This window comes from Pseudanabaena sp. FACHB-2040, assembly GCF_014696715.1.
Classification (GTDB): Bacteria; Cyanobacteriota; Cyanobacteriia; order Phormidesmidales; family Phormidesmidaceae; genus JACVSF01.
Genome location: NZ_JACJQO010000019.1, coordinates 368450 through 383081 on the forward strand (window position 1 = coordinate 368450; position 14632 = coordinate 383081).

A 14632-nucleotide genomic window follows, 5' to 3' on the forward strand; every position below is an offset into this window, starting at 1 on the left:
CCTAACAGGTCAGGCGCTATCTATTGTTAAGCGGAGAGACGCTGCTCTGCATGACGTCCCTCTGCAATTTCCTCAATGACTTTTTTGTTGAAGGCAGGGATATCTTGAGGGTTGCGGCTGGTAACCAGGCCCCGGTCAACCACGACTTCCTGATCTACCCAGTTCGCGCCAGCATTTTGCAAATCTGTTTTTAGAGAGGGCCAGGAGGTCATAGTGCGGCCCCTGACAACATCGGCTTCAACCAGTGTCCAAGGACCGTGACAGATGGCTGCAACCGGCTTACCGGCTTGGAAGAAAGCCTTCACAAACTGAACAGCCTTTTCCTGGGTTCGTAGCTGGTCTGGGTTAACCGTTCCTCCTGGAAGAATTAGCGCGTCGTAATCCTCAGGATTAGCGCTGTCGAGGGTGAGATCTACGGGGATTTCATCGCCCTTGTCGTAGTGGTTCCAGCCTTGAATGGTGCCACTCTTAGGCGCGATGATCGCAGTTTGGGCTCCGGCTTCTTCCAGGGCCTGTTTGGGCTGGGTCAATTCTACCTGTTCAACTCCGTCGGTTGCTAAGATGGCGACCCTTTTATTACTTAGTTGTTCGGTCATAGTCAATCTCTTTTCGTCCCTTTTAGACTAAAGAAGTTGGCATGTGAACGCCGTCCTGCTTGCGGCTTAGTTTGGGTAGCGGGTTGTCTATTGACTAGCACCAGGCAGGTAAGATTCTGGGGTGCAAGGGCTACGTCCTGCGCGATCGCAATACGCAACCTGCACCTGCTGGCGCTGCAGTGCTGCTTCGAGCAGTGGCTTGGTCAGGGTAAAGTCGGTTTCGGGAAAGGGCGCGTGGCAACTGTGACAGCTATTTTGAAGGCTCACCTGGTAACTTGGCTGAGCCGGGCTGAAAGAGCCGTACTCCCAAGTTCCACCCCGTTTCTGCTTGATAAAGACGGTGCCGAGAGACTCTGGCGCATGCCAGGTTTCCATCAGAATTAGCGTACCCTCTGGCAGCGGTTGCCCGGCTTTCACCTGGCTGGCATTTTCAGCAGCGATGAACATTTCTCGAAAACTGCGATCGCTCCGGGTCACCGTGCCGTAGTGAACCCACTGCCGACCGTAGCGTTCTTCACTGACAAAATCGCTGCCGCTAGCCCTCACGTCAGCAGGCAAGTCAACGTCTGTAGAAGGCGTTTCCACCGGTAGCAGGCCGTACTCCGAAGAGTTTAGCCCTTGGGTCAGCGCTATAGCCAGGGTGACTGAGGCGATGAAAAGCGCCAGCAGCGTAAATCCTTTTTGCCGCATCTCTCCCTCCTAAGGCACCAACACCATCGAATGTGCGCCTCGTGTTACCGGAATTGAGTAGCGTGTTGGCACTAGCTGCGGCTGCGGATTGAGCGGGTCGGCGGCAATACGCCAGAAGTCAATTGAGCCACCCTCCACGCGATCATCAAAGTGGTCGTAGTTCACCACTGCAAGGTACTGGCTGGAGGCATCAAAGGCAGCAGCTTCGGGCAAAATGCCGTCAAAGGGATAGTCTGCAACATGGTTCAACTGCCCGGTTTGCGGCTCTAGGGTGAAAAGGCTGATGGACGCAAACCAGGTGATACGCTCATCACCGTAGGGAAGGTAGCTGCGCTCTAAGTTCGTAGTGACCACGTATTGGCCGTTAGGACTTACTGCTAACCCCTCGGGGCTGACGCCAGTCATGGCACGCGACACCAGCGCATGACGAGGCGAACCATCTGCCTGAGTGCCAGCAGCCAGTCGAATGCTGACAACACTGCCGCGCGGTGCTTCAGACCAGGTACCTTCTACATCGGGTCCCCAGAAGAGATTATTGACAATCACATGCCGACCGTCAGGGGTAAACCGGGCCATGTAGGGAGCCTTTTCAATCTTCACGGTATTGCCCCAGGGCTGAAGCTCAAAGCTGCCGCTCTGAGGAGCGACCTGCACGAATGAGACTTCTGCGGCGGTTTCGTTGACCAGTGCCAGCACGTTTTGGGTAGGGTGCCATTCGGCATGAATTAGCCGTTGTTCCCTTGGCAAGGTAGATACCGGAGGATAAATAGGCTGGCCTAACCTGCCATTGTTGAAAGGAATTAGAGCAAGAGGCGTTTCTGTACCATCGCCTTGGGGATTGATGGCAACGGCTACCAGCGAACCATCTGCATTGACGCTGACTGAGTCGGGACGCTCGGCAATGGTTAACGTCTGCACTAGGGTAGGCTGAGCCGGGTCAGCCAGATCAAACACTTTGATGCGATTACCATGCTGCAGGTCGGCGAAGGTTTGGTCTTCCCAGTTTCCCTCTGGACGCTGGGCAAAGGTTTCAACGACAAATACATACCGTCCGTCAGGCGTGGTATCCAACACCACAGGCGGGCCTGCGACGGAGTTGCTCGCCTCCGTTTCATAGGCTTGCAAATCTCTGACATGACCTCCTAGAGGAATCACGCTGAGGGCATCTCGTCCTTCTCGTGGGCCAAGACTGCCATCTATGTAAGCCGATGCAAGCATATCGGCATCGGATACCGAAATCAGGTAGCGGCCTCGAAAGTCAAAGGGGGCTGCCCGATCCGGCGTCTGAGCAACTGCGACTGCAGGCACGACTGTGGCTGCCAACAAACCAAGGACGAACAGACGTTGATACATCATTACGCTCCGTAAAGTGAAACACTCGTTTTACCATAACAGCTCAGCAATGCTGTTGGCCGTATGATGGAAGAAGTATAAGTAAAATAAAACTATCGTTTTACCATGGGACTTGCCCGCTACCGAGCTGAAGTCAGCCGCCAAAAGCAAGAAGCCATCCTCAAGGCAGCGCTAAATGCCTTTTTAGAGCTGGGCTACGATCGCACCACAATCGACTACGTAGCTCAGCAGGCCGAAGTTTCGACCGCCACGCTATACAAGCACTTTCCTAGCAAGGCCGATCTGTTTGGCGGCATTATGGCGCAGGTTTGGCGCACAGACCAGATTAGCGCGAGGCCCATCTCTACGGACTTGCCGTCGCGTGATGCTCTGACAGCCATCGGTCAAGAATATGCTCAGCTGCTGATGAGTCCAACCATTCAAGCCCTGTTTCGGGTCATTATCGCGGAGGCTCCCCGGTTTCCCGAGTTGGGCACTGAGCTGTATTACCGGGGCAAGGAGCCTTTTCTGAAGCGGCTGAACGTTTACCTAGAGGCTCAGAATGAGGCAGGGCAGTTGGCGGTTGGGGAGGTTGCGATCGCAACCCGCCAGTTCCTCGGCATGATCAACGACATCATCTTCTGGCCCCGATTTCTGATTATGGACCTGCAGGTGAGCGAGCAGGAAGTTGAGACGGTGATTGAGAACGCCGTAGAAACGTTTTTAGCCCGCTACGGAGTCGTTCAGTAGCCTACGCGATCTAAAGCGACCAGGGTTACTTAATTTGTGTGAAATCCGCACAGCAGGATAAACGGCAACCGCTATACTGCTGAGATCGCTGCAGCAGGTGCACCTTTGCCGCAGCTCTGCCTGCCAAGCTTCTCCATACCCTTCCATAAAGGGATGGGTACACGCCTCCTACAAGAAAACTGAGCACTATGGCCTACAGGTCAATTGGTTTGGCTGCTTTACTTGGGCTTATGGCCTCTATGGCCGGAGCTTCGGTGGCGCTGGCAAGCCCAGTGAAGGACGATTCTGTGAAGCTCCCTACCCCTGTTGACGACTCCCCCAATCAGCGCCAGCTGGCACCATTTGATTTAGAAGCGGCGGACATTTCCCCCGCGAACCACCCCAATTCTGGGCTTCCTCAGTCGGGCCGCCTCTTAGCCGAGTTTCAGGGGGAGGTTCGCGCGCTCAGCACCGACCAACAGTATGTGTTGACAGACTCCTCTACTGCGGATGCTACCTATCTATACGATCGCTCAGGCAACCTGGTTGCTGAACTGGCAGGGTATCTCAGTGACTTTAGCCCAGATGAGCAATTTGTTGTTGCCAGTTCATTTGAAACCAACACAACGGGTGTATACGACCTTTCTGGCCAACAGGTAGCTATACTGCCAGGCTACCTTACCGGATTTGGTGCAGACGGCCAAAGCCTGACAACCTACTCAGAACCCGAGGATTTAGGGCGGCTTTACGACTTCTCTGGCAAGCTTTTGGCCGAATTTCAGGGGTCAACGATTGCCCTCAGCACCGATGGACAAGTTGTAGCTACCAACAGTAGTGACCAGATTAGCCACGTGTACAACACGGTTAGCGGCCAACTGATTCGTCTAGAAAAGGGATCGCTGCGAGGGGATCGCCCTGTCTTTGTTTTAGAGGATCAGTATGTGGCAACCCACCCTTGGGGGCTAGAAGAGGAAATGGGTTATCTCTACAGCCGAGCAGGTAATGAGGTGGCACAGCTTCGAGGATCTCTAATTAGCGTTAGCCGAGATCAGCAGCACCTGATCACATTTAATAGCAACACTTACCTTTATGATCGTTCTGGTCAGCAAACTGCTCAGCTAGAAGGCCAATTTAGAGCCCTTGGTCTGGATGACCAACACCTAATTACCCACAGTTACGGGGGCAACATCAGCCGCCTTTATGACTTCTCTGGCAGATTAGTTGCCCAGTTCTCAGGGGAATTTGCAGGCTTCAGCCCAGACGGCCAAGGAATCTTGACGAACTTCTGTGCCGATGGAAACAGCTGCCTCTTTGACTTAAACGGCAGCGAAGTCGCTCAGTTTCAGGGATGGTTTAGCGACTTTAGCCCTGATGGGCAGCATCTACTCACAACCACTGAAAATACCAGCTATCTCTACAGGCTTTCTGGTGAATGGGTGGGTCAGTATGAGGGCGGCAGAGGGACTTACAGTGCTGATGGTCAACACTTTGTTACCTCATCGTTTGGGGAGGATGTTTTGAATGTTTACGACCGCTTCGGCAACCCGGTTGACCAACTGCGAGGGCAGCTCTCCATTTTTGTCCCCAATCAGCCGCAGGTGATTACCTATTCCGAACGTCAGGGGGCCAGCTATCTTTATGACCTTTCAGATGACTAGCAAGTTTGTCTCATTGGGGTTTTGATAGCTATCTCTGCTTGCTTCATCTATCCACTCCAGCCTGTAGCTTAATAATCTGAAAGTCGCTGCAGTGGCTATAGCGGGCCTTTGTTCTTGACCTGGTCGTAAAGGGTTTCCATCGCCTCTAAAAAAGAGTTGTCGCGGTGCCAGAAGGCGGGGTAATCGCCCTGTTTTTTCACGGCGATGCCGGAGACACGAGTTTCGGGCAGCGGCTCCATGGTTTGGGGCAGGCGTTTGGCCCCCTGCCAAAAGTCGCGCAGGCTGGTGATGGGTGCTGCTGGAGCCGTTTGCAGACGGGTGTAGTACGAAGTAACGGGCTGGGGCGGGCGTTGCTCTAGCTGAAGTTCGGCAGAGAGGGCTTGGCCTAGGGGAGATTTAGCCAGTTCCTTGTGCAGGTCTGCTCGCGACAGCCCCCGCAGCTCAAACAGCAGAAAGGGGTCGCGATCAAGTTCGGCGGCGACTAGGTAATAAACTCCGGCGATGTGCTTGCAGGGGTTGCCCCAATCGGGGCAGGAGCAATTGGCCTTGAAATCCTTGCGACTGTGGGGCAGTAGCGTTAGCCCCAAGGTGGCAAAGGAGTCTTCGATGTTGTCGGGAATTTCGTTGAGCAGCAGGCGGGAGATTAGGCTGGCTTTCGAGGCAATGAGTGCGATCGCAACTCCCCACTTCGCCTTACTGATTGGCTGAAACTCAATTGTGGTGCTGTAGAGCGGCTCTTTGTAAACCCCATAATAGGGATTGACGGAACCTTTGACCTGAGCAGTTACTAACCCGTCTCGGATTTCAAAGTGGCTGACCTTGCCGTTATTGGCGTAGGATCGGCCCCGGCTTAAGCGGCCTGAGTCAGAAAGTTCTTCCATTGCTTCAATAAATTTCAGGCCCCACCAAGTACGGCTGAATTTGCTCATGGGTTCACTCCATAATGGCGCTCTTGTTAAGCGCGATGAGTTGCCTAAAGGCGTCGTTATCCAACTCAGTCAGCCAAGATTCATCAGCTCCAACGATGGCTCCTGCTAGCTTTTTCTTGTCCTCAATCATCTCGTCAATGCGTTCCTCCAGCGTCCCCACAGCAACGAACTTGTGGACAAAGACATTCTTCTGCTGGCCGATGCGGAAGGCTCGGTCGGTAGCCTGGTCTTCAACGGCCGGGTTCCACCAGCGATCGAAGTGGAAGACGTGGTTAGCTTTGGTCAGGGTAATGCCTACACCCCCCGCTTTTAGGGACAGCACAAAGATCGAAGGCTCAGTTTCGGGGTCTTGAAATTCGCGGATCATCTGCTCCCGTTTGGGCTGGGTGGTGCCGCCGTGCAGGTAGTAGGTGTTGCGGCGACAGGTGTGGCGCAGATACTTTTCCAAAGCATCCCCCAGCTCTCGGAACTGGGTGAAAATCAGCAGGCTTTCGCCTTCTTCCACGGCCTCTTCGACCATTTCACTGAGGCGGGTGAGCTTGTGCGATCGCTCGGGGGTAAACTCGCTGCCGTCCTGCAAAAACTGCATGGGGTGGTTGCACACCTGCTTCAGCTTGGTGAGGGTAGCCAAAATCAGGCCCTTGCGCTGAATGCCCTCGGTTTGCAGGATCTGCTCCTCAACATCTTTGACTACCGCTTCGTAGAGCGATGCCTGTTCCTTGGTGAGGTTGCAGTACAGCTTTTGCTCAACCTTATCGGGCAGGTCTTTGATGATGGACTGGTCGGTTTTCACCCGTCGTAGAATAAACGGTTCCACCAGCTTTTTCAGAGTAGTTGACTGGCGCGGGTCGCCGCTTTTCTGGATAGGTAGCTCAAAGCTGCGGCGAAACTGGGTCTGGTTGCCCAGGTAGCCCGGATTGAGAAAGTTGAAGATCGACCACAGATCGAGCAGGCGGTTTTCGATGGGGGTGCCTGTCAGGGCCAGCCGATGGGGAGCCTCTAGCTTCAGGATGGATTTGGTCAGGGCGGCTTTGGGGTTTTTGATGTTCTGGGCTTCATCCAGCACGATGCGGTGCCACTGAATATCGTTCAGCAGCTTGGCATCTTTGCGGGCCAGGGCAAAGGAGGTGATCAGCACGTCGTGGTCGCGGCAGATCTGCTTGAAGGTTTTGGCATCTTTGGCCCGTTCGCTGCCGTGGTGCACAGCCGCTTTGAGGTTGGGGGCGAACTTCTGAATTTCTCTGGCCCAGTTGCCCACCACCGAAGTCGGAGCGATCAGCAGCGTCGGCGGAATTTTGGCAGGCTGACCCGGCTCTTCCAGGGCTTCTCGCTCTTGCAATAGGCGGGCGATTACCTGGATGGTTTTGCCTAGGCCCATGTCGTCGGCCAGACAGCCGTTTAAACCCAGCTGCTCTAGATACTGCAGCCAGGAGACGCCTCGCTTTTGGTACTCGCGCAGCTGGCCTGCTAGGGTTTGAGGATTGTCGATAGGCTGGAGTCGGTTTTTGTCGCCTAGCTTAGCCAGCATATCGGCCAGACTGTTGTCTCGATCCACATCGATTTCTAGGCTGTCGTCTTCTCCTGCCGTTAGCTTCATGAAGTCGAGCAGGCTTAGCTCTGGGTTTTCTTGCTGCTGGGCCTGCCAAAACTCGAGCATTTGCTTCATTTTGTCTTGGTCTAGCTCCATCCACTGGCCCCGAAACTGAACTAGGGGCGTTTTGGCGTTGACTAGCTGGTGCCACTCCTGCTCGCTAACGGGTTCGCCGCCGATGGCCAGGTCATACTGATACTCCACCAGCCGATCCAATGAGAAGTAGGACTTGGCCTTATCCTCGCCGCCGCTGAGGGACTTGCCCTTAGCGCGCAGCCGCACCTTGGCCCGCTGCCTGCCCTGGGGAGTCCACCAGGCCGGAACGACCACCTTGTATCCGGCATCTTCTAGCACCCAGGCCGCCTCTTTGAGAAAACCAAAGGCTGCCTCCAGATTCAGAAAAATGCCTACAGGTTCGTCGGTTTCTAGCCCGCGCCACAGGTCTGAGTAGATCCGGGCGGCATAACCCAGGTTCAGCAAGAGCTGTTGCTCAAAGTCTTGCCCCATGTGAGCCTGCACATGCTGACGCTGCTCGGCCCGCATTCGCCAATAGTCTTCTAGCGCTACCCGCAGGGAGGGGTCTTGCTTAGCGGCCACTTGAAACTGAAGCTCCCAAGCATCTTCGGGTGTGGCCGGATCTCGCAGCTGAAAGCAGAGGTAAAACGCTTGGTCGGTCTGGGTGCGGGAGATGCGATCGCGCCACGCCTGCCACTGCCGGTACTGCTCTAGCCTCGCTGCCGACCCCCAAGCTTTGCCGCCTGGGCTTAAACAATCGTGGATCAGAGACTCTGCAATGGTCTTCTCATACGCCTGGGTAATAGGGGCATGGGTGACAATCTCGGTCAGCAGGCATTCGGCAAAGTGGCGCAGGAGGGAGTTGCGATCGTAAAACTGAGGCGTTTCTGGCACTTCTGCAAAGCCCGCTGCACAGGCCAACGGCATGTACTCCAGCGACTGCTGTATCAGATCTTCGTAATCCGCCCCGATAAACTCCCAACCCGGATAAATCTCAAACTTGCCCCCTACCGGCTTCGCCTCGACCTCAATCGTTTGACTAGCCGCCGCTCGCTTCTTTCCCGTTGCCGCCGCCTTCTTTTGTCCCGCAGCAGCCGCACTCCGGCTTGCCCGCCCCCCAGTTCCCTTGCTCCCCGGCTTCCCCTTCTTACTCTCTGCCTGCTTACCTTCTACCTTCCCCAGCTCCCGATACCGTAGAGCCGGAATATACTGGTCCCTGACAATAATCCGCTTTAGGCCCTGGGTGAAGTGAAACCAAAACAGCAGGTCTATGCCGAGCTGAATTTCGGCCAGGTTGTGCAGCGCTAAAAAGTGCAGATCGTTGAGCAGGGGAATGACGGTATTGACCAGTCCACCTCGTTTCGCAGGCCCAACCGTTGGGTAGCAGTCTACCTGCCAGTACTGAAACTCAAAGGTGTCGGGCGGCTCTTCTTCTAGGTAGCGAGACAGCTCTAGAGACGGCAGGGGTTGACCGTCAACCGTGGGCAGCAAAAAGTATTGCGGCGAAATAACGTCTTTAAGCGGGTGACGGCCCAGCGGCTGAATACCCAGTTCCTGAGTCAACATCTCGGCCAGGTCTTCTGCTACAAGCTGGCGCGGGTGGCGCTGGCTGGGCTGGCGAAACCGCTTGTGCTCAGTCGTTTCTACCCATAGGTAAAAGGCTCCCTGCTGCACAAAATCTTCCCCTGCTTGGGGAATCCAGGTCCCGTGGAGAATTTGCATGGTTCAGAAAACGCCCTGATACCGCTGTTATTGAGTTTTAGCCTACCAATTTTTTTGAGGGGCAATGCAGCTAATTATCCTAAAGGTGCGATCGCACTCCCCCTCTCTCACAACTCAAAAATATCTGTTAGCTGGGGCAGCAAATCTTGACAAGCAACGATCAGACTCGCACTCTCTGGGAGTGGCGAGGTGATATTTTGCAGCGCTTTGATGGAGTGCTTCGCCAACTGCTGCATGTGTGCCTGATCGATTGCCTGCCCTGCCGTTGCCAGTTCAGCTACATCTAATAGAGCTTGGGCTTTTTGAGCATCACTGAGATCGGGTTCGGCTTCGATGGCTTGCTGAAGCTGAGTTAGCAGGTTTCTCAGGGTGGGATTGGGTTCTTCTGCAGCGCCTAGCAAGTCGTTGATCTGATGGGTGAGCTGACTACTGACCTGGCTGAGGTTGAACTGTCTGCCCGTTTCATTAGCATCGCCTGGGGTGGTCAAGCGATTGTCTTCAGCGGAAATGTCGGGGTTGTTCATGGCGATGAGGCGTAAATTGCCTATAGCCTAACCACATAAGCGCTATATGAGGAGGGCTCTGTACTGCTTCGCTAGGAGGGTTTTGTGGATGCGGATGGTGACTAAACACCTGCTGATTGAGTAGAGACGGAGGCACGGAGAGGGTAGGGGAGATGGGGCTGGTGAGGGAGAGGAGCCTAAGTTTCTCCTTATCGTCCTTATCCTCCCCACCTCCCTTACCTCTCCTAGACACTCAACTTCTGGACAAAGTCACCATGCTCAGCAGACTGCACCCCTGCCTGGACAACCGCCAACACCTGCCGCATATCTTCGGCTAGCAGCGCCTCCACTGCCAGCCAAAGTCCCGGAAAAATTCGGCTGCGTAAAATCCGATCTGGGTCTGCCGACAGTTCCCGATATTCGCCCTGCTCCAAGTAAAACCAGCTCAGCTTCTGGTCGAGCACCTGCCAGACAATGTATTCCTTCACGCCATTACGACGATAGGCTTGCTTCTTCGCATGTAGGTCAATTGCTACGCTACTGGCCGCAATTTCAACCACCAGTTCTGGAGGCCCTTCAATGTAGTCATCCTCGCTAAGTCGGCTCTGCCCTCCCGCAGCCTCATCAATCAGCAGCACTGCATCTGGCTGCGGTTCGTTGTCCAAGTCTAGCCTCACGGTTGGCGCATCCCCAACTGCTACAGAAGGCGTCATTGCTTCATAAATTCCCAACCAGGCTAGCATCCTACTGTGGGGTTGGCCGTGGCTCTTGAAACGCAAAGCAGCAGGCATGTAGACAATTCCTTCGATTAGCTCCGCTTTCTTCAGATGGGTCATTGCATCGTAGCGCCGCTCAAATTCGTAGCGGTTCAAGCGATCGCCGTTTTCCAAAGGCGGAATTGTTAGGAGTTGAGAAGGTTTCACCATGCCAAACCTCTTTTGAAAACGTCTACACCCATCAAAACTGAGCCTAAATTGCCTACCCTTTGCTAATGGCCTTACGAAATTCGCGGATAGCTTCTAGCCTAGACGTCTCACCCATCAGCACACACCGACCCAGCAGTTCCAGATCGAGCGTTGCCAGTTGCGAAATCTCACTGCGCTCAATCAGCTCATACCCCGCCTGCCGCAGACGATAGAGTGTAGATACCCCATCCTGCCAAAACCACACCTCAGGTACCCCCAAGGCTTGGTACCGCTGCAGCTTAGCTCGACCGCCACTAGTAAAGACGACTTCAATAGACAGATCCGGAGTCGGTTTAGACGTGCCAATGCAGTAAGACTCATCCGCCTGAGCTGACACGACCCCTTCCTGCTCCTGAGTCATCGCTCCAGTCGGCTCAAACTCAATGTCCTTCTCCTCAAAGAAAACACCCATCAATAGGGCAATAATCCCCTTAAAGACTTCGTGTTCACGTCCGGGTATAAGAATCTCAATCGTGCCGTCAAAATAGGCCAGCCGAACACCAGGCGAGTCCTCAAAGCCTTTCTGGATTAGCTTAAATTGCTCCCAGGTGCGGCCTGCCAAAACGATGCGTTGATCAGTGCTTGGGGGAGCTGTTGCTAGGGTCATAAATTACCTCGCTGCACAGGCGCTCTCTCTGTTCTACCTCACTCCCTTCGCCCCATTAACACCCCTGCCCAGGTTCCTCGCAGGCCCCAATGCTGACCCAGCTCGTAGAACCATCGGCCCAGTGCTCCTTTTTCCATATGGGAGCGTTGTGCTTAAGCGTGTCGATCGCATATTTGCAGGCCGCAAACGCCTCCGAGCGGTGGGGGCAGCCTACCGCCACCAGCACACTGATCTCCCCGACTACTAATCTGCCGGTGCGATGGTGAATCACCACTCGGCTGACATCGGGCCAGGTCTGCCGAATCTCTGCCGCAATCTGCTTAAACACCGCTAGCGCCATCGGTTCGTAAGCCTGATATTCCAGGGCAACCACAGGCTGGCCGTCTGTGTTGTCTCGTACCATGCCGCTCATGACTACGACAGCTCCGTTCTGCGGCGCATCGGCCAGCGCATAGGCCTGATCGAGCGAGAGCGGCGCAAAGGTAATGCGGAGATCGTCAGCAGCAGTTGAAGTCGAAGCGGGAACGACAGAAGGCATAGCCAAAAACTCAGGTTGAACGACAAGACACAGGTGCACTCACCAAATCCAAAACCTCTGGTGAGGGCGCAGGGGCCTGCACCCTCTGACACCCCAAAACCCCATTCCTTACAGCCCAGCCCAATGTCTACAGCCAGTGAGCGAGCCTATGGGCAGATCCGGACAAAATATGTCACAACTGGTTAAGACTATTGTGCCAGGTGAAAGCCTGGGCACAGAGCGCAGGTGACAAACTCAAATCGCAGTGGAATGCATAACCATGATCGATCCATCGTTGTGTCAAGAAACCGTAGAAAGCAGTTTGGTACCAATCAAACACATGATTTTTCGTTGGGTAACTCAGCCTACCCTCGTTGTGCCGGTGCTGCTGGCGTTTACCGGCCTGCCGTGGCTGCTGCGAGCTGAACGCTGGAAACGCCCCGTCAGCCGCATCGGGCTGACGTTAACACTCATTTACCTGGTACTGTTTTCCCCCACGATTGCCAAAATAGGCAGTCGTTTTTTAATGGTGGGGGTTCCCCAAGACCCAGGGCAGCCTGCCGATGCCATTGTCGTCTTGGGTCGAGGAACCCCTTTGCGGCCTAGCCGGGTAGACGTTGCCACCGAGCTGTGGCAGCAAGAGCGGGCACCGTTGATCTTCACCAGTGGCCGGGGAGACGCCATCGAAATCGCCCAAAAGCTGAAGTCTAAGGGAGTACCGGCCCAAGCCTTAGATGGCGAGCCCTGCTCCTCAACTACCGAGGAAAATGCTGAGTTCACGGCAGCCCTACTGCGGCCCCAGGGAGTGCAGCGAATTGTGCTGGTGACCGACCCGCCACATATGCTGCGATCGCAACTCACCTTCCAGAGCTTTGGCTTTAAGGTCACCCCTCACATCAGCCCTCTTCCCGGCGACCTAGAGAATCGGGGCAATCAGGTGCTGGTCTTGCGTGAGTGGGCAGGGCTAATTGCCTACGGGCTCATGGGCCGCTACTTCGCCCGCTCAGAGTCGCCCGAGGTGCCCTGGGCCAACCAGACCCTTACCCCAACTGCGCTCAATCCTTCGCAATTACCCCTCCAAGCCATCAGTGCCGTGGCCGACCGAGATCAGGTATAGCAGCGCCATTCTAACCGCCACCCCGTTAGTCACTTGGTCTGAAATCAGGCTGCGGTGGGGGTCATCCATCAGCTCAGAGCTAATTTCCACGCCCCGGTTTACCGGGCCGGGGTGCAGCACCTTTACCTGAGGCTGGCAGTAGGCAATGCGATCGCACGTCACCCCAAACTGCTGATGATACTCCCGCAGGCTGGGCAGCAGGTGCTGGGCCATGCGTTCTTTCTGTAGCCGCAGGGTCATGACAAAGTCGGCATCGGCCAGGGCTGGCTCCAGCGCCCAGTGCTGCACAATAGGGCGGGGAATGTCTATGGGTGAAAGGGCCACAAACGCCTCAGCAAATCCCGGCGGCAGCAGCGTTGGCGGCGCTGCTAGATGAACCTCGGCCCCAGCAGCGCTGAGGCTCCATAGGTTAGATCGGGCCACTCGCGAGTGCAAAATGTCGCCCACAATGGCAATCTTCTTACCTTTCAGCGAGGCGATGCTGGGATTTTCCGGATCAAGGGCCATACAGAGTGTGAAAAGATCCAGGAGCGCTTGGGAAGGATGTTCGTGCAGGCCGTCCCCCGCATTGAGAACGCCGACTCCAGTTTGCAGTCGGTCCATTTCGGCTGCGATCGCATCTGGCACCCCCGACTCACCGTGGCGAATCACCATCAGGTTAGTGCCCATCGCTAGATAGGTCTTAGCCGTATCCAAAATGGTTTCGCCCTTGGTCAAGGATGAGGTGCCCGGTGCAAAGTTGAGCACATCCGCCGAGAGGCGCTTGGCCGCCAGTTCAAAGCTGCTGCGAGTCCGGGTAGACGGTTCAAAAAACAGATTCGTCACCACCAGGCCCTGCAGGGCAGGCACCTTCTTAGTCCGGCGCGACAGCACCTCCCGAAAGCTCACAGCCGTCTGCATAACGGTTTCTAGCTCCGCTGCCGTAAAGTCTGCCAGGGAAATAACGTGACGTCGATTCCAGGGGGCATTATTCATGATCCATCAACCCATTCACACTCCAAATCCAACCGGCAGCCGCCGATCCCCCTACCAGTATTCCATCGCGAGGCGGCTGCAGGACCTTCTAGCCCAGACAATCCTGGGCGGGCTGTTGCTGGCTGGCCTCTCTAGCTGCACCGCTCCAGCCTCTTCCGGCCAGTCTGAGCAGGCTCCCCCCACCGCCACTGCACAAGCAGACCCAGAAGCCGATCCAGAAACAGGCCCAGAAACAGCCATCGCCTTTGACTCTGCGCCACTACCCGCTGACCCGCTCCTAGAAGCCCTGCAGCAGATGCAGGCTCAGATCTACTGGCTGGCCCCCCGCACCGATCCCATTACCGTAACCCTGTACCGCCTAGACGCTCGCTGCGAAGACTTTATCTCTGAACCTCTTGAAGTCTCCCGCGAATCGCCCATTCAAGACACAGTAGGCCGGGTTTTGGCAGCTCAAAACTTCTTTGCCTTTGACCTAGCTGGCTACCGCGTTGCTGTCGATCCCTTCGGCACCGCCAACGTTGATCTGCGTCTGCACCCCAAATCCGAGCGGCTGCTCACCTCCCTATCCATCTGCGAGCAAATGGCGCTCTTTGGCAGCCTCAGCCTTACCCTGCAGGAAAACCCCGACTGGAATATCGAGCAGGTCACCTTTACCGAACGGGGCAACCCCCTAATCTTTTGATTGG

14 protein-coding genes are annotated in these 14632 nt (G+C 55.3%); 4 read left to right on the top strand and 10 right to left on the bottom strand.

Features of this window, described 5'->3' with window-relative positions:
* Positions 1 to 26: 26 nt before the first annotated feature.
* From H6G13_RS21890 to H6G13_RS21900, 3 genes are all read right to left on the bottom strand, one after another.
* On the bottom strand, positions 27 to 596 hold the full coding sequence (locus H6G13_RS21890) for a type 1 glutamine amidotransferase domain-containing protein (RefSeq protein WP_190486770.1): 570 nt from the start codon (positions 594 to 596) through the stop codon (positions 27 to 29).
* An 87-nt stretch (positions 597 to 683) separates the two neighbouring features.
* Positions 684 to 1286: a cytochrome P460 family protein gene (locus tag H6G13_RS21895; protein WP_190486773.1), complete on the bottom strand. Its 603-nt coding sequence runs from the start codon at positions 1284 to 1286 to the stop codon at positions 684 to 686.
* Between the two features lie 9 nt (positions 1287 to 1295).
* On the bottom strand, positions 1296 to 2642 hold the full coding sequence (locus H6G13_RS21900; protein WP_242028454.1) for a lactonase family protein: 1347 nt from the start codon (positions 2640 to 2642) through the stop codon (positions 1296 to 1298).
* A gap of 102 nt (positions 2643 to 2744) precedes the next feature.
* On the opposite strand from H6G13_RS21900, the gene H6G13_RS21905 reads away from it, so the two are divergent.
* Complete coding sequence (locus H6G13_RS21905) at positions 2745 to 3368, top strand: TetR/AcrR family transcriptional regulator (protein ID WP_190486775.1); 624 nt, start codon at positions 2745 to 2747, stop codon at positions 3366 to 3368.
* Between the two features lie 209 nt (positions 3369 to 3577).
* Complete coding sequence (locus H6G13_RS21910) at positions 3578 to 5005, top strand: hypothetical protein (protein WP_206756538.1); 1428 nt, start codon at positions 3578 to 3580, stop codon at positions 5003 to 5005.
* A gap of 95 nt (positions 5006 to 5100) precedes the next feature.
* On the opposite strand, the gene H6G13_RS21915 is transcribed toward H6G13_RS21910, so the two are convergent.
* The 6 genes from H6G13_RS21915 to H6G13_RS21940 all read right to left on the bottom strand — a co-directional run bounded on the left by H6G13_RS21915 (position 5101) and on the right by H6G13_RS21940 (position 11875).
* Positions 5101 to 5934, bottom strand: coding sequence for an SWIM zinc finger family protein (locus tag H6G13_RS21915; RefSeq protein WP_190486779.1), 834 nt, complete (start codon positions 5932 to 5934; stop codon positions 5101 to 5103).
* A 4-nt stretch (positions 5935 to 5938) separates the two neighbouring features.
* The gene (locus H6G13_RS21920; RefSeq protein WP_190486781.1) at positions 5939 to 9262 is read right to left on the bottom strand and encodes a DEAD/DEAH box helicase; all 3324 of its coding nucleotides are present in this window, start codon (positions 9260 to 9262) and stop codon (positions 5939 to 5941) included.
* A 107-nt stretch (positions 9263 to 9369) separates the two neighbouring features.
* Complete coding sequence (locus H6G13_RS21925) at positions 9370 to 9786, bottom strand: hypothetical protein (protein WP_190486783.1); 417 nt, start codon at positions 9784 to 9786, stop codon at positions 9370 to 9372.
* Between the two features lie 224 nt (positions 9787 to 10010).
* Positions 10011 to 10691: a Uma2 family endonuclease gene (locus H6G13_RS21930; protein ID WP_190486785.1), complete on the bottom strand. Its 681-nt coding sequence runs from the start codon at positions 10689 to 10691 to the stop codon at positions 10011 to 10013.
* 52 nt (positions 10692 to 10743) lie between these two features.
* Entirely contained in the window at positions 10744 to 11337 is a 594-nt protein-coding gene (locus tag H6G13_RS21935) for a Uma2 family endonuclease (RefSeq protein WP_190486787.1), read from the bottom strand.
* 55 nt (positions 11338 to 11392) lie between these two features.
* A complete protein-coding gene (locus tag H6G13_RS21940) occupies positions 11393 to 11875 on the bottom strand; it encodes a molybdenum cofactor biosynthesis protein MoaE (RefSeq protein WP_190486789.1) in 483 nt (160 codons plus the stop codon).
* 259 nt (positions 11876 to 12134) lie between these two features.
* Between H6G13_RS21940 and H6G13_RS21945 the strand changes: the two genes are divergently transcribed.
* On the top strand, positions 12135 to 12971 hold the full coding sequence (locus tag H6G13_RS21945; protein WP_242028455.1) for a YdcF family protein: 837 nt from the start codon (positions 12135 to 12137) through the stop codon (positions 12969 to 12971).
* On the opposite strand, the gene H6G13_RS21950 is transcribed toward H6G13_RS21945, so the two are convergent.
* Complete coding sequence (locus H6G13_RS21950) at positions 12924 to 13946, bottom strand: aspartate carbamoyltransferase catalytic subunit (RefSeq protein ID WP_190486793.1); 1023 nt, start codon at positions 13944 to 13946, stop codon at positions 12924 to 12926. The genes H6G13_RS21945 and H6G13_RS21950 overlap by 48 nt on opposite strands.
* Here H6G13_RS21950 and H6G13_RS21955 point away from each other — a divergent pair.
* Positions 13945 to 14628 carry a hypothetical protein gene (locus tag H6G13_RS21955; protein ID WP_190486795.1) on the top strand — a complete coding sequence of 228 codons (684 nt, stop codon included), beginning with the start codon at positions 13945 to 13947 and terminating at the stop codon, positions 14626 to 14628. The genes H6G13_RS21950 and H6G13_RS21955 overlap by 2 nt on opposite strands.
* Positions 14629 to 14632: the final 4 nt, after the last annotated feature.

What these genes read in the sequence shown, in the direction of transcription:
- H6G13_RS21925 (WP_190486783.1), bottom strand. Translation starts at nt 9,786, where the DNA reads ATGAACAACCCCGACATTTCCGCTGAAGACAATCGCTTGACCACCCCA.
- H6G13_RS21915 (WP_190486779.1), bottom strand. Translation starts at nt 5,934, where the DNA reads ATGAGCAAATTCAGCCGTACTTGGTGGGGCCTGAAATTTATTGAAGCA.
- H6G13_RS21890 (WP_190486770.1), bottom strand. Translation starts at nt 596, where the DNA reads ATGACCGAACAACTAAGTAATAAAAGGGTCGCCATCTTAGCAACCGAC.
- H6G13_RS21940 (WP_190486789.1), bottom strand. Translation starts at nt 11,875, where the DNA reads ATGCCTTCTGTCGTTCCCGCTTCGACTTCAACTGCTGCTGACGATCTC.
- H6G13_RS21955 (WP_190486795.1), top strand. Translation starts at nt 13,945, where the DNA reads ATGATCCATCAACCCATTCACACTCCAAATCCAACCGGCAGCCGCCGA.
- H6G13_RS21895 (WP_190486773.1), bottom strand. Translation starts at nt 1,286, where the DNA reads ATGCGGCAAAAAGGATTTACGCTGCTGGCGCTTTTCATCGCCTCAGTC.
- H6G13_RS21950 (WP_190486793.1), bottom strand. Translation starts at nt 13,946, where the DNA reads ATGAATAATGCCCCCTGGAATCGACGTCACGTTATTTCCCTGGCAGAC.
- H6G13_RS21945 (WP_242028455.1), top strand. Translation starts at nt 12,135, where the DNA reads ATGATCGATCCATCGTTGTGTCAAGAAACCGTAGAAAGCAGTTTGGTA.
- H6G13_RS21920 (WP_190486781.1), bottom strand. Translation starts at nt 9,262, where the DNA reads ATGCAAATTCTCCACGGGACCTGGATTCCCCAAGCAGGGGAAGATTTT.
- H6G13_RS21930 (WP_190486785.1), bottom strand. Translation starts at nt 10,691, where the DNA reads ATGGTGAAACCTTCTCAACTCCTAACAATTCCGCCTTTGGAAAACGGC.
- H6G13_RS21935 (WP_190486787.1), bottom strand. Translation starts at nt 11,337, where the DNA reads ATGACCCTAGCAACAGCTCCCCCAAGCACTGATCAACGCATCGTTTTG.
- H6G13_RS21900 (WP_242028454.1), bottom strand. Translation starts at nt 2,642, where the DNA reads ATGATGTATCAACGTCTGTTCGTCCTTGGTTTGTTGGCAGCCACAGTC.
- H6G13_RS21905 (WP_190486775.1), top strand. Translation starts at nt 2,745, where the DNA reads ATGGGACTTGCCCGCTACCGAGCTGAAGTCAGCCGCCAAAAGCAAGAA.